The organism is Erwinia typographi (assembly GCF_000773975.1).
GTDB lineage: Bacteria > Pseudomonadota > Gammaproteobacteria > Enterobacterales > Enterobacteriaceae > Erwinia > Erwinia typographi.
The window spans coordinates 1-19316 of the sequence record NZ_JRUQ01000023.1 but is presented as its reverse complement, the minus strand read 5'-3'; the positions used below and the strand labels follow the sequence as shown (position 1 = coordinate 19316).

The following is a 19316-nucleotide window of genomic DNA, read 5'->3' as shown; positions in this document are numbered from 1 at the left end:
GAGCAATTAAGTGCTAAAATGAAACGCACTTAGCTGGTAAAATCATCGTATCGCAAAGCAGCCTGCGGCCCTTTACATCCAGCATTTAAGTCTATCACATCCGTCTGCTGGCGCGTGAGCAGCATCATTATTTTGCTAATCATTTCGAGTCGGCTACCATGAGCAACTTATCCGTAAAAAAAAGACCGAGCAGAATGCCACTATGCCGAAAAAAGCCGAACAGCCAGCCAGCTTCGAAACCTCCCTGCAGCAGTTGGAGCAGATAGTCTCCCGTCTGGAAAGTGGCGACCTGCCGCTTGAAGAGGCGCTCAATGAATTTGAACGCGGCGTACAGCTGGCGCGGACCGGCCAGCAGAAGCTACAGCAGGCGGAGCAGCGCGTGCAGATCCTGCTCAGCGAAGATAAAAATGCCGATTTGAAGCCCTACACGCCGGAAAATGACTGATGGATTTTAGCACCCTCCTGACTGCGCACCACGCGCGGGTGAACCGGGCTTTACAACGTTTTATCGCGCCGCTGCCGTTTCAGAATTCCCCGCTGGTGAATGCTATGGAGTATGGCGCATTATTAGGCGGTAAGCGACTGCGCCCCTTTCTGGTCTACGCGACCGGCGAAATGCTCCAGGCAGAAAGCGCAGCCTTAGATGCCCCAGCGGCAGCGGTTGAATGTATTCATGCTTATTCGCTGATCCATGACGATCTGCCCGCGATGGATAATGACAGCCTGCGACGGGGTCAGCCGACCTGCCACATTAAGTTTGGCGAAGATACGGCAATTTTAGCCGGTGACGCGCTCCAGACGCTGGCCTTCTCGATTCTCGCCGACACGCCAATGCCGGGCGTCAGCGCAGAATTCCGCCTGGCGATGATCTCCGAGCTGGCTCAGGCCAGCGGCGTGGCGGGCATGTGCGGCGGGCAGGCTCTGGATCTGGCTGCCGAGGGCCAGCAGGTGAACCTGACCGATCTGGAAAGGGTTCACCGCCATAAAACCGGCGCATTAATTCGCTCGGCCGTGAGGCTGGGCGCGCTGGCTGCCGGGGAGCGAGGGCGTGCGGCGCTGCCCGAGCTGGACCGCTATGCCAATGCGATAGGGCTGGCGTTCCAGGTGCAGGACGATATTCTGGATGTGGTAGGTGATACCGCCATCATCGGCAAACGGCAGGGAGCCGATCAGGATTTAGGCAAAAGTACTTACCCGGCTCTGATGGGGCTTGACGGTGCGCGGGCTAAAGCGTGGGAGCTCTATCAGGAGTCGCTCAGCGCATTAGAAACGCTTGCAGCGCAATCTTTTACAACAACATCACTACAGCTGCTGGCAAGTTACATAATTGAACGCAATAAATAACTTCCACAATGAGTCTCTGATGAGTTTTGATACTGCAAAATATCCGACGCTGGCGTTGGCCAGCACGGTACAAGAATTACGTTCGCTTCCCAAAGAGAGCCTGCCAAAACTTTGTGATGAGCTACGCCAGTATTTACTCGACAGCGTAAGCCGCTCCAGCGGCCACTTTGCCTCCGGGCTGGGCGTGGTGGAACTGACCGTCGCGCTGCATTATGTTTACAACACGCCGTTTGATCGCCTGGTGTGGGATGTTGGTCATCAGGCGTATCCGCATAAGATCCTGACCGGGCGCCGTGACCGCATCGGCACGATCCGTCAGAAAAATGGCCTGCACCCTTTCCCCTGGCGCGATGAGAGCGAGTTTGACGTGCTGAACGTGGGCCACTCCTCCACCTCGATCAGCGCCGGGCTTGGGATGGCCGTGGCCGCTGAGAAAGAAGGGAAAGGCCGCCGTACGGCCTGCGTCATCGGCGATGGTGCAATCACCGCCGGGATGGCCTTTGAAGCCATGAACCACGCCGGGGATATTAAATCCGATATGCTGGTGGTGCTGAATGACAACGAAATGTCGATTTCCGAAAACGTCGGCGCGTTGAATAATCGGCTGGCGCAGATCCTGTCCGGTAAAACCTATTCGCGCCTGCGTGAGGGGGGGAAAAAGGTGCTGGGCGGCCTGCCGCCGATCAAAGAGCTGGTGAAGCGCACCGAAGAGCACCTGAAAGGCATGGTGGTGCCGGGCACGCTGTTTGAGGAACTGGGCTTTAACTATATTGGTCCGGTTGACGGTCACGATGTGCTGTCGCTGGTGCAGACGCTGAAAAACATGCGCGACCTGAAAGGCCCGCAGTTCCTGCATATCATGACCAAAAAAGGCAAGGGCTACGCCCCGGCGGAAAAAGATCCCATCACCTGGCATGCGGTGCCAAAGTTCGATCCGGCCAGCGGCCTGCTGCCAAAAGCCGCCGAAGGGCTGCCGAGCTACTCTAAGATCTTCGGCCAGTGGCTGAGCGAAACCGCTGCGGATGACGGCAAGCTGATGGCGGTCACGCCTGCTATGCGCGAAGGATCTGGCATGGTCAGTTTCTCCCGCGATTATCCGGCGCAGTATTTCGACGTGGCGATCGCTGAACAGCACGCGGTGACATTTGCCGCAGGCCTGGCGATTGGCGGCTATAAGCCGGTCGTCGCTATCTACTCTACCTTTCTCCAGCGCGCCTACGATCAGCTGATCCACGACGTCGCCATCCAGAAACTGCCGGTGCTTTTCGCTATCGATCGCGGCGGTATTGTGGGCGCAGACGGGCAAACTCACCAGGGCGCTTTTGATATTTCATTCCTTCGCTGCATCCCGAATATGGTGATCATGACGCCCAGCGATGAAAACGAATGCCGCCAGATGCTTTATACCGGCTATCACTACTCGCGGGGACCAAGCGCGGTGCGCTACCCACGCGGCACGGGAACCGGCGTGGCGCTACAGCCACTCTCCTCTCTTCCACTGGGCAAAGGCCTGATAAAACGTGAAGGGGAAAAGCTGGCGATCCTCAACTTCGGTACTTTACTGCCTGAAGCCGCAGCGGTTGCTGAACAACTCAACGCAACGCTGGTCGATATGCGCTTCGTTAAGCCGCTGGATGAGACGCTGATTGTCGAGCTGGCCGCCAGCCATGAAGCGCTGATTACGCTGGAAGAAGGGGCAATCAAGGGCGGCGCGGGCAGCGGCGTCATTGAGCTGCTGATGGCGAAACGCCTGCTGACTCCGGTGCTGACACTCGGTCTGCCGGACGAGTTTATTCCTCAGGGTACTCAGGATGAGATCCGCCATGACTATCAGCTGGATGCTGCTGGCATAGCTCAGCAAATCAGCCGCTGGCTGGCACAGTAACCTTCCTTTGTTCTCAGACGCGGGAAAAGACATTTTTTCGCGCCTGAGGACATTGTGTTTCTCCCTTCTTTTGGTAACAGGCGATTCGGTCTCGTCGTTGTCGCACTCAGATAAGCATCTTAAAAAAACGGATATAATTCGCACCATTCTTCTTATAAAGATATAACGTTTTGCTCACTCCACCTCATTATTACCATTACGTTACCAGCAATATTTAGATAAAGTTCTATAGATTTTAAATTTGATCTACTTATAATTCTCACCCGAAGCATGTTGCTTCAGTAAAATATTTAAATCAGCTTAAATTAAGGAAAATTAAGATGAAAAAATTATCCGTAAATGAAATCAATGCTGTTTCCGGTGCGGGCCTGCAGGAGATGTATGAAGGGGCAGTGATCGGTGCGACCACCTTTGCATTTATTGGCGGAAAATGGGGCGGTCTCAGCATTCTGAACTTTGGTATCGGACAGCTTATCGGCGTTGGTCTGGGCCTGCTGGTTGGAGGGACTGGCGGCGCACTTTACGGGGCAACTCACACCTCGGATCAAGTTGAACAGTTCTTTAACAATATCATGGATTATACTGGTTAATCGTTAATTTATTCACTCAGGAAATGGTCTTATACATTACCTGAGTGATTTCTCTTATCCTAAAAATGATGAAAGCGCAGCATAAAAACTCAGGACATTAATTATAAAAACACGCCACATTTATTATTAAATACAAAAATCATTTTTAAAACACTATATGATGCCCGACATAATAAAGGATGCCAGCGGAAATTATTCCGGCGATAATATCATCGACCATAATTCCCATCCCGCCATGCACGTTGCGATCGAACCAGCGGATCGGCCAGGGCTTCCACATATCCAGAATACGGAAGATCACAAACCCTGACAAAACCCACTGCCAGCTGTTAACCGGGATCGCCATTAGCGTGATCCACATCCCAATAAACTCATCCCAGACGATGCTGCCGTGATCGTGCACGCCCATATCCTTCGCCGTACGGTGACAAAGATAGACGCCGATACAGATGCCAAACATCACCAGCAGAGAGTAGATATCCTGCGGCAAAAAGGTCATCAGATACCAGAAAGGAATGGCCGCGAGCGATCCCATGGTGCCAGGCACGTACGGGCTTAAGCCACTGCCAAACCCCGTCGCCAGCAGGTGCCACGGGTTACTCATTTTCAGGCGACTTTTCGCCACGTCTTTATCGCGCGTCAAAATGATCAAATCCTTTCAGGCTGAAATCCACCGGCTTGCCATCCTGCAGCAGAACCATTCCCTCCGACTGCGGCGCAATTTGCCCAACACAGGTAAACGGCACGCCGTAATGCCCCAGCGCCACGTCAAGCGCGCCACGGTTTATCTCCGGCACGGTAAAGCACAGCTCGTAATCCTCGCCGCCGCCCAGCGCCCAACGGATAGCCTGTCCCGGCTCAAAGTGCTGCTTCATGACTTCTGAGAGCGGCAGCGCATCCAGGTTGAGGCGCGCCCCACAGTCGCTGGCAGTAAGAATATGCCGCAAATCGGAAATCAGGCCGTCAGACAGGTCGATAGCCGAACTGGCCAGGTCGCGCAGCGCCTGCCCCTGTAAAATACGCGGCATCGGGCGAAGATGGCGCTTGAGCAAGGCTTCATGGGCGACCGGATCGCCGATCTTCATCCGGTGCTGAAGCAGCGCCAGCCCTGCGGCGCTGTCTCCCAGCGTGCCGGTGACATAAATCCAGTCGCCGGGGCGAGCGCCGGAACGCTTCAGCGCCCGGCCCTGAGGCACCAGGCCGTGAATGCCCAGCGTAAGGCTCAGCGGCCCGCGCGTGGTATCGCCGCCAATCAGCTGCATATCGTAATAATCCAGCAGCTGGAACAGGCTGTCGCTGAAGTCCTTCAGCCAGGCTTCGTTAACCGAGGGCAGCGTCAGCGCCAGCGTCAGCCAGGCCGGGTCTGCACCCATCGCGGCCAGATCGCTCAGGTTTACCGCCAGCGCTTTATAGCCAAGGTCGGCTGGATGGATATCACGCAGAAAATGAACGCCTTCCACCAGCGTATCGGTGCTGATGGCCAGGGTCTGTTTTTCGGGCAGCGTCAGCAGCGCGCAGTCGTCGCCGATGCCCTTTTCCACATCGCGTCGGGAGCTTGTCACGCGGTCAAAATAGCGCGCGATAAGTTCAAATTCTCCACATGCCATACAATGCGTTCCGAGGTTGGAAAATGAAGAAGGCCGGAAAACCGGCCTGGGAGGATTACTTCTTGTTGGGGCGAATATGCGGAGCGGCTTTATCCAGCACGCCATTGACAAACTTGTGGCTGTCTTCGGCGCCGAACACTTTTGCCAGCTCAATGCCCTCATTGATGGCCACCTTGTAGGGAACATCGGCACGCTTGCTCAGCTCGTACAGCGAAATGCGCAGAATGGCCTTTTCCACCTGGCCCAGCTCTTCGAGCTGGCGCGACAGGTAAGGCTTCATCAGGCCGTCGAGATACGCGCTGTTGGTTGCAACGCCGCCCAGCAGCTCGCGGAAATAGCTGATATCAACGTCTTTGACGTCTTGCTCCGCCAGAAACTGGTATTCGACATCTGAGATGTCGTTTTTAGACAACTGCCAGGAGTAAAGCGCCTGGACAGCACATTCACGGGCGCGGCGACGAGCAGCAGGTTTCACGAAATTCCCCTTAAAATCAGGCTTTGATGGCTTTCAATACGTTAATCATTTCAAGTGCGGTCAGCGCAGCTTCTGCACCTTTGTTGCCCGCTTTGGTTCCGGCGCGTTCGATGGCCTGTTCGATGTTTTCCGTCGTCAGGACGCCAAAAGCAACGGGAATATCGCTGTTCATCGCCACGCTGGCCAGGCCAGAACTCGCTTCACCAGCGACATATTCGAAGTGGGCAGTGCCGCCGCGAATAACGGTTCCCAGGGCGACAACGGCGTCATGCTTACCGGCTTTCGCCAGCGCGCGAGCGGTCATTGGCATTTCATAAGCGCCCGGCACCCAAACCACGGTGATGTTTTCATCTTTCACCTGGCCAATGCGTTTTAAGGCATCGAGTGCGCCGCTCAGCAGGCTGTCGTTGATAAAGTTGTTGAAGCGGGCGATAACGATAGCAACGCGCGCGTCAGGAGTGGCAACAGCAGCTTCAATAACGTTCATAATCTTCCTTTCAGGGTTCAGTTATGGCCCCGCAGGGGGGCGGATTCTATCATACTCTTTCGGGGTCTGCTCTGGGTTTTACGCAGCACTCTGTCCGGGCGTGAGCGTAAGACGCAAATCCGGCCCGACCTGACGAATATCGCTGAAGGCAAAAGCTGGCGCGTCAGCCAGTTGTGCTATGCCGGGTAAATGGCACAAACCGCGCGCGCTATCGCCCAGTAATTTAGGCGCCAGATAAATAATCAGCTCGTCGACAACCCCGGCGGCCAGTAGCGCCCCAGCAAGCTTAGCGCCAGCCTCGACCCAGACGCTGTTAATCTGCCGACGTCCCAGCAGCATCATCAGCGATACCAGGTCAGTCTGGCCGTTATGGCGTGGCACGGTGAACTGCTCAACGCTGTTGGGCCAGCTCAGACCGTCTGCCTGCTGACGCGCCAGCCAGATCTCGCCGGGCTGAGATATCAGGCGATGCGCTGGGGTGACCTGATTTGCACCGTCGATAATCACGCGCACCGGCTGGCGCAAATCCTCTTCGGCGTAAACAGCCTGCGTGCTGACCGGCAGATCCCGCCAGCGAACGTTCAGCGTGGGATCGTCCGCCAGCACCGTTGCGCTGGTACTGAGGATGGCGGAACTCTGCGCGCGCAGGCGCTGCACGTCACGACGGGCTTCAGGCGAGGTAATCCACTGGCTCTCGCCGCTGGCCATTGCCGTGCGACCATCCAGAGAGGCGCCAATCTTGAGTTGTACCCACGGAAAACCGGTGCGCATCCGCTTGAGAAAGCCACGATTAAGCGCTTCGGCGTCCTGCATCATCAGTCCATGACTGACCTCAACGCCCGCCTGCTGCAAACGGTACAGTCCGCGTCCGGCTACTTCAGGATTGGGGTCCTGCATGGCGGCTACCACCCGGCTGACGCCTGCGGTAATCAGGGCATCGCAGCAGGGAGGCGTACGTCCATGGTGGCTACAGGGTTCAAGAGTGACATAAGCCGTTGCCCCTTTCGCCTTCTCCCCCGCCATTCGCAGGGCATGGACTTCGGCATGAGGCTCACCGGCGCGGAAATGGTAGCCCTCGCCGACGATCTGTCCGTCGCGGACTATCACGCAGCCAACGTTTGGGTTTGGCGTGGTGGTAAAGCGGCCGCGTGCGGCAAGCTCAAGGGCGCGCGCCATCCAGATTTCATCGCTCATGGCTCAGTCCTGTAAACGGGCGATCTCTTCGCCAAACTCACGAATGTCCTCAAAGCTGCGGTAAACCGAAGCAAAGCGGATATAGGCGACCTTATCCAGCTTTTTCAGCTCATCCATCACCAGGTTGCCAATCATCTTGCTGGGCACTTCACGCTCGCCGGTCGAACGAAGCTGGCTTTTAATATGGCTGATCGCGTTTTCCACATCGTCGGAGCTGACCGGACGCTTCTCCAGCGCCTTCATTAAGCCGCTGCACAGCTTGTCTTCGTTGAAGGGTTCACGCACATCATTGCTCTTCACCACCCGAGGCATCACCAGCTCGGCCACTTCAAAGGTGGTGAAACGCTCATGACAAACCAGGCACTGGCGGCGACGGCGCACCGAAGTGCCTTCCCCTACCAGGCGGGAATCAATCACTTTGGTATCCACAGCAGAACAGAACGGGCAATGCATGATGCTTCCTGATAATCCTCAAAATGGGTTCACAGTGTAGCGCGAAGTGACAGCTAACAAAATAACAGGGGCATCATTTACAGGCTTTGCCTTCTGCCAGCAAGCGTGCCATTTTCAGGCAGACGCTTAGGGGTATTTTCCGTTTTAACCGCTATAATTAGCTGGCTATATGGCGTAATTTTTTCTCTTATCAAGGATTAACCGGAGGATATATGGGACTATTTAACTTCGTTAAAGAAGCAGGTGAGAAATTATGGGACTCCGTGACTGGCGGCGATGACCAGAACAAAAAGCTACAGGATCATATTTCCAGCCTGAATTTACCGGGCAGCGATAAGATCGAGGTGAAGGTAGCGGACGGTAAAGCCAGCATCAGCGGCGAGGCTCTCTCACAGGAGCTGAAGGAGAAAGTGCTGATCGCGGTAGGCAATGTGGCCGGGATCACCGCGGTAGAAGACAACGTCAGCGTTCAGCAGACGGCACCCGAAGCCACATTTTACACGGTGAAAAAAGGCGATACGCTGAGCGGTATTTCGAAAGAAGTCTATAAAGACGCAAGCAAATACAATAAGATATTTGAAGCTAACAGGCCGATGCTGTCGCATCCGGACAAAATTTATCCGGGGCAGACGTTGCGCATCCCTGAATAAATTAATGGCAAGGAGCGATGAGTGGCGATGCTGAAAGAAAGAAACAGGACACCTTTTCTGCTCATTGCAGCGTTAATGCTGGCAGGCTGTGCTGCGCCAAAGCAGCAGCCGCAGCTGAATAAGTTGCACAATCAGGTGGGTAAACTGAACGCCGAAATGCGCCAGCTTACCCAGCAGGCTGCCAGTCTTGAACAGCAAAATATGCTCAACAGCACGTCCGATCAGGGCGCGTGGCTGCTGCCAGCTACCAATACGGCGGTGGCGCTGAAAAGCCAGGCGGGAGAAGTGCGTCTTTCTCTGAGCCACATTGAAGGCGAAGCCAACGGTACGCGCGCCCTGCTGCATATCCGTGCAACAGCGGAAAAAACCCTCCCTCCCTTTACCGCCCAGGTCGAGTGGGGAGAGATGGACCCCATCACCGGTAAACCTTTACAGGTAGACAGCCAGAGTCAGTTAATCAGCGTGAAGGACTCCCTGTTGCCCCGGAGTGAAGTGACTGTGCCGCTGCGCCTGAGCAACATTACGCCTGAGCAGTTGGGCTATGTGCGGGTCCACGGCATCGTCGTGCAGGGTTCGCCACAACCGGCTAACGCCACGCCATAAAAAAAGGGCCGCTTACGCGGCCCTTCCTCATTACATCATGCCAGCTTACGGCAGAATCGAAGGCTGATCGGCGCCTTCTTTTTCCACTTTCTGCTGTAGCATGTGCTCGCGCTTCATCCCCAGTTTCAGCGCCAGCGCCGAAGCTACGTAGATGGATGAAACGGTCCCGATAGTCACGCCGATAAGCATGGTCAGCGAGAACCCTTCCAGCAGCTTGCCGCCGAAGATAAACAGCATCAGTACGACCACCAGCGTAGTCGCTGAAGTCATGATGGTACGGCTTAACGTCTGGGTCAGCGATACGTTGGTGATGTCGTAAGGCGTGCCGCGACGGATCTTACGGAAGTTCTCACGGATACGGTCCGATACCACGATGCTGTCGTTCAGCGAGTAGCCGATAACCGACATCAGCGACGCGATGATCGTCAGGTCAATCTCAATATGGAACAAAGAGAGAATGCCCATGGTGATGATCACGTCATGCGCCAGCGCCAGCACGGCCCCTAACGCCAGCCGCCACTCAAAGCGAAAACCAACGTAGATCAGGATGGCAATCAGCGCGACCAGCAGCGCCATGCCGCCAGTCTGCGCCAGATCGCTGCCCACGCTCGGACCGACGAACTCGATACGCTTCACGGTGGCGTTTTGCTGGCTGCTCTGGTTAATGGTGGTCACCACCTTGTTACCCAGCTCCTGCCCCGCAGTCCCCTCGTGAGGAGACAGGCGCACCAGCACGTCACGGGTGCTGCCGAAGTTCTGCACCTGTGGGTCAGTGAAACCGGAGTGCTGAAGCGCATCGCGCAGGCTGTCCAGTTCCGCTGGTTTTTCCAGGGTAATTTCAATGACCGTACCGCCGGTAAAATCCAGGCCCCAGTTAAACCCTTTCACGCCCATGATCGCAAACGACGCAATCAGCAGCATCCCGGAGAGAGTAAAGGCCAGTTTGTCCCAGCGCATAAAGTCATAAACTTTACGCCCGTAGTTTAGTTGTTCAACGCTATAGTCCTGTGCCACAACGCACTCCTCAGATAGACAGCTTGTTGATGCGTTTGCCGCCGTACAACAGGTTGACGATGGCACGGGTACCGACAATAGCGGTAAACATCGAGGTCACAACGCCGATGGCGGTAGTGATAGCAAAGCCTTTGATCGACCCGGTTCCTACCGCGTACAGAATAATCGCGGTGATAAGCGTGGTGACGTTAGCATCGACAATACTGCTGAACGCGCCTTTATAGCCCTCATGGATAGCCTGCTGAACGGAACGCCCGTTCTTCAGCTCTTCCTTGATACGTTCGTTAATCAGTACGTTTGCATCGACCGCAACCGCCAGCGTCAGTACGATACCGGCAATCCCCGGCATGGTCAGCGTAGCGCCAGGCAACAGCGACATGATGCCGACAATCAGCACCAGGTTAGCCACCAGCGCAGTCGTGGCGATCACCCCGAACTTACGGTAGTAAACCACCATAAACACGATAGAAGCGATCAGACCCCACAGGCAGGCTTCCAGACCCTGAGTGATGTTCTGCTGACCCATGGTCGGGCCAATAGTACGCTCTTCAACAATCTGAATTGGCGCAATCAGCGCACCGGCACGCAGCAGCAGCGACAGCTGACGGGCTTCGTTCGGGTTGCTGATACCGGTGATGCGGAAGCTGTTACCCAGGCGAGACTGGATATGCGCTACGTTAATCACCTCTTCCTGCTTCGCCAGGATCGCCCTGCCGTTGGCGTCTTTCTTACCGCTGTCTTTGTATTCCACAAACAGGGTTGCCATTGGCTTGCCGATATTGTCCTTGGTGAAGTTGGACATGATGTTACCGCCCGCGCTGTCCAGCGAGATGTTCACCTGTGCCTGGTTGTACTCATCCTGGCTCGACGTGGAGTCAGTGATGTGGTCACCAGTCAGGATCACGCGCTTGTACAATGTGACAGGCTGGCCCTCGCGGGTGTTTTTCACTTCTGAATCACCAGGGACACGGCCGCTGGCCGCAGCAGTGGGATCAACGGAGGTGTTTACCAGACGGAATTCCAGCGTGGCGGTTGCGCCCAGAATCTCTTTCGCACGGGCCGTATCCTGAATACCAGGCAGCTCAACCACAATACGATCGGAACCCTGACGCTGAACCAGCGGTTCGGCAACGCCCAATTGGTTAACACGGTTACGCAGGATATTGATGTTCTGCTGAACAGCATATTCTCGAGCTTCGCGCAGGCGATCGTCTGTCATCACCGCCTGTAGCGCATTGCTGCCGGTTTGGCTGATGACCAGGTCACGATGACGGTCAGACAGGTAGCTGACGGCGGCATCACGCGCAGCGGCATCGCGGAAACGAATTTCCAGGCCGTAATTATCGGTTTTGCGAACGTTGGTATAAGGAATATTTTTATCGCGCAAATCGCTTCTGAGGTTGTCAATGTTCTGCTCCTGGAGTTTGCCCAGAGCAGTATCCATATCGACTTCCATCAGGAAGTGTACGCCGCCGCGCAGATCGAGACCGAGTTTCATCGGCTCTGCGGCAAGCAGACTTAGCCAGGTTGGGGTGGCTGGGGCAAGGTTAAGCGCTACAACGTAGTTCTCGCCAAGCAGTTTGGTAATGGCATCACGGGCGCGCAGCTGGACGTCGCCGTTAGCAAAACGCGCCATAATCGCGCCATTTTCCAGGGCAATCGATTTGCTCTGAATATTGTCCTGCTTTAATGCATCTTGGATCTGAACCAGCGTCTGCTCACTGGCGGCGCTTCCGCGCGCACCAGTAATCTGAACGGCCGGATCCTCACCATAAAGGTTGGGAAGCGCGTACAGCAGACCGACGATTAGCACGACGATCAGCATAATGTACTTCCACAAAGGATAACGATTTAACACGGCAGTTCCCTTAGGGAAATCAAAAAATTAAAGCGCCTTCATCGTACCTTTCGGCAGAACGGCAGCCACGAAATCACGTTTGACCACAACTTCCGTCGTTTCGTTCAGCGCGATAGAGACATAGCCCGATTCAGCCACTTTGGTCACGCGGCCAACCAGGCCGCCGGTGGTCAGCACTTCGTCACCTTTGGCAATCGAGTCCATCAGTTTTTTGTGCTCTTTACCGCGTTTCTGCTGGGGACGCAGGATCATGAAGTAGAAGATCAGACCAAAAACCACCAGCATGATAACCAGCGAATACGGACTTCCCTGAGACGGCGCGCCAGCTGCTGCCACTGCGTCAGAAATGAACAAGCTCATTAAATTTCCCTCATTGTTTAATTATCAGACGGCCAGCGATGGAACTGCGCTGCCCGTCCGGTTGTAGAATTCAGTCACAAAGTGCTCTAATTTACCTTCTTCAATCGCCTTGCGTAAACCAGCCATCAGACGCTGGTAATAGCGCAGGTTATGAATGGTATTCAGACGCGCACCCAGTATTTCGTTACAACGATCAAGATGATGCAAGTAGGCGCGGCTGTAATTGCGACAGGTGTAGCAATCACACTCCGCGTCAAGCGTTGCGGTGTCATCTTTGTACTTCGCATTGCGAATTTTTACGACGCCGTCGGTCACAAAAAGGTGGCCGTTACGGGCGTTGCGGGTTGGCATTACGCAGTCGAACATATCGATGCCGCGTCGTACGCCTTCCACCAGATCCTGTGGCTTACCTACGCCCATCAGGTAACGTGGTTTGTCTTCAGGGATCTGCGGACAGACATGCTCAAGAATGCGATGCATATCTTCTTTTGGCTCGCCGACCGCCAGGCCGCCCACAGCGTAACCATCAAAGCCAATCTCTACCAGTCCTTTTACCGACACATCTCGTAAATCTTCGTAAACCCCGCCCTGTATTATGCCGAAAAGCGCATTTTTATTCCCAAGAGAATCAAAGCGATCGCGGCTACGGCGCGCCCAGCGCAGCGACATCTCCATGGAACGTTTAGCGTAATCCCAGTCGGCCGGATAAGGTGTGCATTCGTCGAAAATCATCACGATATCGGAGCCGAGATCGTACTGAATTTCCATGGATTTTTCCGGATCAAGGAAGATCGCATCGCCGTTAATCGGATTGCGGAAATGCACGCCGGCTTCGGTGATCTTACGGATGTCTCCCAGGCTGAACACCTGGAAGCCGCCGGAATCGGTCAGGATCGGTCCTTTCCAGTTCATAAAGTCATGCAGATCGCCATGCAGCTTCATGATCTCCTGGCCCGGACGCAGCCATAAATGGAAAGTGTTGCCCAGAATAATCTGCGCGCCGGTATCGGTGACCTCTTCCGGGGTCATACCTTTAACGGTGCCGTAGGTTCCCACCGGCATAAAGGCCGGGGTTTCTACCACGCCGCGATCAAAAACCAGGCGGCCACGGCGTGCGCGCCCGTCGGTAGTGTCTAATTCGAACTTCATAGTGCCTCCACCAGAGAAACAGTCTGATGATGAGTAAAAAGTGGGGCATTCTAACAACCGTGAAAGCCGCTACACAAGCCAGCCCGCAAAATTAGCGTTTATCGTGCGTCGACGATTTTTTTCTTTATGATTAACCGGATGATGTCGCGCGTGCTGTCAGATGGGATGAGAAGCTTATCGGGAGCCGGGCAGAAGGCTTCCTGCCCGGCAGAGCGGCTTACGCTTACCGCCCCATGGTTGAGATAATAGTTAAAAGCGTTGGCCTCAGAACTCTACGCTTGCGCTGAGCACCAGGTTCCGCGTTTCGCCTTCGGCAACTCGCAGATTACCCCCACTTGAGGTGTAATAGTGTTTATTAAACAAGTTGTTAAGGTTTAATTGCAGGTGCGTATTTTTCCCCAGCAGTTGGTTATCCCAGCTGATAAAACTGTCTGCCACGGTGTACGCTGGCAGCGTGAAGCTGTTGTCTGGATCGCCCGCACGAGTGCCGACATAACGAATGCCGCCGCCGAGACGGAAACTGCCTGGCAGCAGATTAACGCGCACATTATGGCTTAAATATAACGCCCCGGAATTACGTGGTGCGTTTTGCAAACGGTTGCCATTATTACCCGAGTCATTCTTATCATTAACAATTTCCGCCTGGTTGTAGCTGTAATTGGCGCTGATATCCCAGTCTGGATAAATCTCTCCGTTCACTTCCACTTCGACGCCGCTGGAGCGGGCTTTATCTACGGCATAGGTTTCATCATTTAATGATAAGGCAACATTGCGCTCATCAATACGGTAAAGCGCGACCGTGGCTAACAGCGCTGGCGTCATCTGCCATTTACTGCCGATTTCATAGGTGGTGCCCTGCTCCGGCTCTTCAACCTGGTCGTTGTTGTCAGGATTGGTCGATGGCGTAAATGATTTACTCATGCTGCCATAGAAGGAGACGTCCGGCGTCAACTTATAAATCAGGCCCGTTTGCGGCAAAAACTTATTGCCTTCGCTGCTGTAGCTCAGCGTGGCCGGATAACCTTTTGATTCGCGCTGTTCATAATGCTGATAACGGGCGCCGGCCACCGCGGTCCAGTGTGACGTCAGATCAATGCTGTCTTTGAGATAGACAGAGCGGTTGTGAATGCGGTTGAGCAGATTCTTGTCCGAGGATTTTTCCGTGCTACTGTCGGTGACGGTTTCCAATCCATAAACCGGGTTGCTCAGCGTGAAGTCGGTATTCTTTTTGCCGTTATAAGCGTGAGCACGATAGGTTTGATTCATTTCATAATCGGTGCCGACGACCAGGTTATGCGTCATTCCAAAGATTTCCGGCGTACCAATGGCATCCCAGGAAACATATTTCGTTTTGTGGTTAAAACCGCGGAAGGCATCCGGACGCCGGGTCACAACGCCAGTGGTGGCATTAATGGCGGTGGTTGTAACAGTATTACTACTGTACTGGCGCTGGTTCATACCAACGGTAACGCGGGTCGACCAGATGTCGTTGAACTGATAATCCCAGTGCGAACTAAATGTCTGATTACGTCCCCATGCATGGTTTGAATAATCATCCAGACGGGTTTTGTAACCGATGTCTATCGGTTTGCCATTAATAAACGCCGTGCCGCGGTCGTACGGAATATCGTATTGAAAGCTTTCATAGCTGATATTGAAGCTGGCTTTATCGCCATACCACTGTAATGACGGCGCCAGCAGATTATGTTTTTCGTTGCCGTATCCGCGCCAGTAATTCTGCGCTTGTTTCTCGGCAATCAGGCGGAAAGCAAAACCATTTCCCAACGGTCCGGTAATATCTATACTTCCAGCGCCGCCGCCCGTGCTGTTGTAATGGCCGCCAACAATGGTGTGCCACTCATATTGAGGTTTTTTACTGACGACATTAATCATCCCTCCGGGATTCAAAATACCGTACAACAACGAAGACGAGCCTTTCAGCACTTCAACATGATCCGTGGTGGCATCAAGATTGAGCCCCTGACTGCTGCGGATACCGTCACGGAACACCGAGCCGTCTGAGTTAGAGCCAAAGCCACGGCGAACGATACCGTCCTCCGTCTGGCCCAGCGTATTCGCCTGAGTCGCGCCACTGACAAAGCGCATGGCGTCGGACACGGTGGTGGACTGATAATCATTCAGCTGCTTGTTGGTCACCACGCTAACCGACTGCGCTTCATTCAATTTGGATGTGGGAGTTTTACTTGCGACTGAAGTGGTCGGGCTGGAATATCCACTGTCAGTTTGTTCGGCAGCAGTCACCGTCAGGGTATTATTCTCATCAGCGGCATAACTGCCAACTGACGAAATTAACACGCCGCTGTAAACCGCAAGCCTTATTTTCCCCAAAGGTCGCTTGTAGTACTGAACGTTTTTATATTGATTCATTTCTGCTGTTTTTCCAAACCATTAACACAGGCTATTTTTATGCTTTGACACGATCCCGTCCCGCTTCAAGCTGTTGTTGAGTGGGGTTACTTGATCGGCAAGGCCGGTATTTTAATCATGGTAAGACGTGCATCCCTAATGTAATTGATAATCATTCAAACATGAACAAATGTAGTAGTAAATATAAAAAACAACACAATCACTACATATAATTGCGATAGAATCACCACAAAAAAACACGCCCAGAATCGCCTAAAAAACACCTTACTTTCAATAAGTAAAAACAAATCAATTATCATAAAAAACAACTAATCGCCTGTGATTTCCCTTATTTTCTATGCCTGTATTATTTTATTCACTACTACATCTCATCCATGCAAATCTTGTGAGTATCTCTCGCCAACGTCGGTGTAGCAGCGCGTCATTTCTTAGACCTGGCTGAACAGTTACTGGCGCAACGAGGTGCCGCTGGTAATGCTGAAGGAAATGGGAGAATGAGAGAATGGGAGACGCTGGAGAGGGTCAATAAACAGGCACACCTTCATCGCGACCGCGCCTGGTCGTTGCAAAGAAACGGTCTGATGTTAAGTGTTAACAGCCGCACAGCAAATGCTGTGCAGCCGCGTGTTCTACAGGTTGGCCACTTACTTGCCAACCTGCTCGTTAATAGCCTGCGGATTAAGGGTAATAAACATCGCATCGCCATAGCTGAAGAAGCGGTACTCAGCAGCGACAGCCTGCTGATAGGCCTGCATCGTATGACGATAGCCAGCAAAAGCCGAGACCAGCATAATCAGCGTGGATTCCGGCAGATGGAAGTTGGTAACCAGCGCATCAATCACCTGGTACTGATAGCCAGGATAGATAAAGATTTTGGTGTCATCGAAGAACGGCGCAATCAGCGCATGTTGGGCCGCCTGCGCTGCGCTCTCCAGCGAACGCACTGAAGTCGTGCCAACGGCTACCACCCGGTTGCCACGAGCCTTACAGGCCAGTACCGCATCCACAACATCCTGCGGCACTTCCGCATACTCGGCGTGCATGATGTGATCGGTAATGTTTTCCACCCGTACCGGCTGAAAAGTTCCTGCGCCAACGTGCAGCGTAACAAAGGCGCTTTCAATTCCCTTTGCGCGCAGGGCTTCCAGCATCGGCTGATCAAAGTGCAGGCCCGCCGTCGGCGCGGCTACCGCACCAGGGCGCTGGCTGTAGACGGTCTGATAAAGTTCGCGGTCGGCCTCTTCATCGGGACGGTCGATATAAGGCGGCAGCGGCATATGGCCAACGTCGTTAAGAATATCCAGCACCGCGCGATCATCGTCGAACTGGAGTTCAAACAGCGCATCGTGACGGGCAACCATCGTCGCCTTAACGCTCTCATCATCGCCCAGCAGCAGCTCAGCACCAGGCTTAGGCGCTTTCGAGGCCCGGACATGGGCCAGCACGCGACGATCGTCCAGCATACGTTCTACCAGCACTTCAATTTTACCGCCGCTGACCTTGCGGCCAAATACGCGCGCCGGGATCACCCGCGTGTTGTTGAATACCAGCAGATCGCCGGGATTGAGCAAATCCAGCAAATCGGTGAAGATCCCATGCGACAATTTCCCGTCCGGCCCGTTAAGCGACAGAAGACGGCATCCGCTGCGCTGGGCCTGCGGATAATGGGCAATCAAAGATTCGGGCAACTCAAAAGAAAAATCGGCAACGCGCATGACCATTCACATTCAGAGAAATCAGGGCGCACATTCTAGCTGAAAATACCCCATTTCTAAACAACCTAATCCCTCCGCCGCCAGAATCAGCGCTAACACCTGTACCCTGTAACTGGGGAAGACGATATACTCCACGGATGAATTTTCTTGCTCATCTGCACCTGGCCTCGCTGGCCGACAGCTCCCTTCTTGGCAATCTGATGGCCGATTATGTGCGTGGCAACCCGCATAACGAGTGGCCTGAAGCGGTGGCCGAGGGCATCCTGCATCATCGCCGGATTGATATGATGACCGATTCGCTGCCTGAAGTCCGGGCGGCGCGCGAATTTTTCCGCGCGGAAACTCGCCGGGTTTCGCCCATCACGCTGGATGTTATCTGGGATCATTTTCTGTCACGCAACTGGGATAACCTCGTCCCGGAAATATCCTTGCCAGATTTTTTGGCCCAGGTAAAAACTGTGATCGAGCCCGAATTAGCCGCAACGCCCGAGCGCTTTCAAACGCTTAACCGTTACTTATGGACGGATCGCTGGATGGAGAAATATGCCGACGCAGATTACCTACAGGCGGTCCTGCGCGGCATGGCCAGCCGCCGCCCGCGTCTGGCGGCGCTGGAGGACTCCTGGCAGGACTTCATCGATAACTATCAACGATTTAACGATTTTTTCTGGCAGTTTTATCCTGTTATGATGGAGAAAGCCTCGCGTAAGGCACTTTAACCGGGCGTAAAAAAGTTTGCCGCTTGCCCTTTTGGCGAAAAAGGTTATTGTATGAGGCAACTTTAAGGATTTTGATTTTTTGATAGGTTATACCTATACGAATAATCGGCTTTTAGCATTAGTACCTTCGCACTCGCCGCTCTTATACTGCAGGCGTTTTGTAATTTTAATCCAACCACTTTCTACAGGAGTGAACATGGTCCTGGTAACTCGTCAAGCCCCAGACTTTACTGCCGCAGCCGTACTGGGCAACGGTGAAATTGTTGAAAACTTCAACTTTAAAAAACACACCGCTGGTAAAGCCACCGTTGTGTTCTTTTGGCCAATGGACTTCACCTTCGTTTGTCCTTCTGAACTGATTGCGTTCGACAAGCGTTACGAAGAGTTCCAGAAACGCGGCGTGGAAGTTGTCGGCGTCTCTTTCGACTCTGAGTTCGTGCATAACGCGTGGCGTAAAACGCCAATCGAAAAAGGCGGCATCGGCGAAGTCAAATACGCCATGGTTGCTGATATCAAGCGTGAAGTGCAGAAGGCTTACGGTATTGAGCACCCGGACGCAGGCGTTGCGCTGCGCGGTTCATTCCTGATCGACAAAGCCGGTGTGGTTCGCCACCAGGTTGTTAACGACCTGCCGCTGGGCCGTAACATTGATGAAATGCTGCGCATGGTTGACGCGCTGCAATTCCACGAAGAGCACGGCGAAGTGTGCCCGGCTCAGTGGGAAAAAGGAAAAGAAGGTATGGGCGCGTCACCAGACGGCGTGGCTAAATACCTGTCTGCGAACGCGGCTAAGCTGTAATAGCCCCGTGACTAGTCCTGATATAG

General features: G+C 53.9%; 20 protein-coding genes. 8 read left to right on the top strand and 12 right to left on the bottom strand.

Features of this window, described 5'->3' with window-relative positions; genetic code table 11:
- Window positions 1–202 precede the first annotated feature (202 nt).
- The 4 genes from xseB (at window position 203) to NG99_RS06355 (ending at window position 3819) form a co-directional block, all read left to right on the top strand.
- Window positions 203–445, top strand: coding sequence for an exodeoxyribonuclease VII small subunit (gene xseB / locus NG99_RS06370; RefSeq protein WP_034889717.1), 243 nt, complete (start codon window positions 203–205; stop codon window positions 443–445).
- Window positions 445–1344: a (2E,6E)-farnesyl diphosphate synthase gene (gene ispA / locus NG99_RS06365; protein WP_034889714.1), complete on the top strand. Its 900-nt coding sequence runs from the start codon at window positions 445–447 to the stop codon at window positions 1342–1344. The genes xseB and ispA overlap by 1 nt, the downstream gene beginning before the upstream one ends.
- Before the next feature lie 19 nt (window positions 1345–1363).
- A complete protein-coding gene (gene dxs / locus NG99_RS06360; protein ID WP_034889711.1) occupies window positions 1364–3229 on the top strand; it encodes a 1-deoxy-D-xylulose-5-phosphate synthase in 1866 nt (621 codons plus the stop codon).
- Between the two features lie 320 nt (window positions 3230–3549).
- A complete protein-coding gene (locus tag NG99_RS06355; RefSeq protein ID WP_034889708.1) occupies window positions 3550–3819 on the top strand; it encodes a hypothetical protein in 270 nt (89 codons plus the stop codon).
- Between the two features lie 145 nt (window positions 3820–3964).
- Here NG99_RS06355 and pgpA read toward each other — a convergent pair whose 3' ends face one another.
- The 6 genes from pgpA to nrdR form a co-directional block, all read right to left on the bottom strand.
- A complete protein-coding gene (gene pgpA / locus NG99_RS06350; protein ID WP_072017551.1) occupies window positions 3965–4471 on the bottom strand; it encodes a phosphatidylglycerophosphatase A in 507 nt (168 codons plus the stop codon).
- A complete protein-coding gene (gene thiL, locus NG99_RS06345) occupies window positions 4449–5426 on the bottom strand; it encodes a thiamine-phosphate kinase (protein WP_034889702.1) in 978 nt (325 codons plus the stop codon). The genes pgpA and thiL overlap by 23 nt, the downstream gene beginning before the upstream one ends.
- A gap of 55 nt (window positions 5427–5481) precedes the next feature.
- The gene (nusB, locus tag NG99_RS06340; protein ID WP_034889700.1) at window positions 5482–5901 is read right to left on the bottom strand and encodes a transcription antitermination factor NusB; all 420 of its coding nucleotides are present in this window, start codon (window positions 5899–5901) and stop codon (window positions 5482–5484) included.
- 16 nt (window positions 5902–5917) lie between these two features.
- Entirely contained in the window at window positions 5918–6388 is a 471-nt protein-coding gene (gene ribH, locus NG99_RS06335; RefSeq protein WP_034889697.1) for a 6,7-dimethyl-8-ribityllumazine synthase, read from the bottom strand.
- A 78-nt stretch (window positions 6389–6466) separates the two neighbouring features.
- Window positions 6467–7582, bottom strand: a complete 1116-nt coding sequence (gene ribD, locus NG99_RS06330) for a bifunctional diaminohydroxyphosphoribosylaminopyrimidine deaminase/5-amino-6-(5-phosphoribosylamino)uracil reductase RibD (protein WP_034889696.1) — start codon at window positions 7580–7582, stop codon at window positions 6467–6469.
- A 3-nt stretch (window positions 7583–7585) separates the two neighbouring features.
- Window positions 7586–8035 carry a transcriptional regulator NrdR gene (gene nrdR, locus NG99_RS06325; protein ID WP_034889693.1) on the bottom strand — a complete coding sequence of 150 codons (450 nt, stop codon included), beginning with the start codon at window positions 8033–8035 and terminating at the stop codon, window positions 7586–7588.
- A 212-nt stretch (window positions 8036–8247) separates the two neighbouring features.
- Here nrdR and lysM point away from each other — a divergent pair, with 212 nt between their 5' ends.
- On the top strand, window positions 8248–8685 hold the full coding sequence (gene lysM / locus NG99_RS06320) for a peptidoglycan-binding protein LysM (protein ID WP_034889690.1): 438 nt from the start codon (window positions 8248–8250) through the stop codon (window positions 8683–8685).
- Between the two features lie 27 nt (window positions 8686–8712).
- Entirely contained in the window at window positions 8713–9288 is a 576-nt protein-coding gene (locus tag NG99_RS06315; RefSeq protein WP_034889825.1) for a SadB/YajI family lipoprotein, read from the top strand.
- Window positions 9289–9333: 45 nt separating this feature from the next.
- On the opposite strand, the gene secF is transcribed toward NG99_RS06315, so the two are convergent.
- From secF to queA, 6 genes are all read right to left on the bottom strand, one after another.
- Window positions 9334–10302 carry a protein translocase subunit SecF gene (secF, locus tag NG99_RS06310; protein ID WP_034889687.1) on the bottom strand — a complete coding sequence of 323 codons (969 nt, stop codon included), beginning with the start codon at window positions 10300–10302 and terminating at the stop codon, window positions 9334–9336.
- 10 nt (window positions 10303–10312) lie between these two features.
- Window positions 10313–12160, bottom strand: a complete 1848-nt coding sequence (gene secD / locus NG99_RS06305) for a protein translocase subunit SecD (protein WP_072017550.1) — start codon at window positions 12158–12160, stop codon at window positions 10313–10315.
- Window positions 12161–12187: 27 nt separating this feature from the next.
- Window positions 12188–12520: a preprotein translocase subunit YajC gene (gene yajC, locus NG99_RS06300; RefSeq protein WP_034889680.1), complete on the bottom strand. Its 333-nt coding sequence runs from the start codon at window positions 12518–12520 to the stop codon at window positions 12188–12190.
- Window positions 12521–12544: 24 nt separating this feature from the next.
- Entirely contained in the window at window positions 12545–13669 is a 1125-nt protein-coding gene (gene tgt / locus NG99_RS06295; RefSeq protein ID WP_034889677.1) for a tRNA guanosine(34) transglycosylase Tgt, read from the bottom strand.
- A 264-nt stretch (window positions 13670–13933) separates the two neighbouring features.
- Window positions 13934–16057 (bottom strand): TonB-dependent siderophore receptor, encoded by a 2124-nt coding sequence (locus NG99_RS06290; RefSeq protein ID WP_034889675.1) that lies wholly within the window; start codon window positions 16055–16057, stop codon window positions 13934–13936.
- Window positions 16058–16701: 644 nt separating this feature from the next.
- Window positions 16702–17772, bottom strand: a complete 1071-nt coding sequence (queA, locus tag NG99_RS06285) for a tRNA preQ1(34) S-adenosylmethionine ribosyltransferase-isomerase QueA (RefSeq protein ID WP_034889822.1) — start codon at window positions 17770–17772, stop codon at window positions 16702–16704.
- Between the two features lie 137 nt (window positions 17773–17909).
- On the opposite strand from queA, the gene NG99_RS06280 reads away from it, so the two are divergent.
- Window positions 17910–18491: an ACP phosphodiesterase gene (locus NG99_RS06280; RefSeq protein ID WP_034889673.1), complete on the top strand. Its 582-nt coding sequence runs from the start codon at window positions 17910–17912 to the stop codon at window positions 18489–18491.
- A gap of 196 nt (window positions 18492–18687) precedes the next feature.
- On the top strand, window positions 18688–19290 hold the full coding sequence (locus NG99_RS06275) for a peroxiredoxin C (RefSeq protein ID WP_034889670.1): 603 nt from the start codon (window positions 18688–18690) through the stop codon (window positions 19288–19290).
- Window positions 19291–19316: the final 26 nt, after the last annotated feature.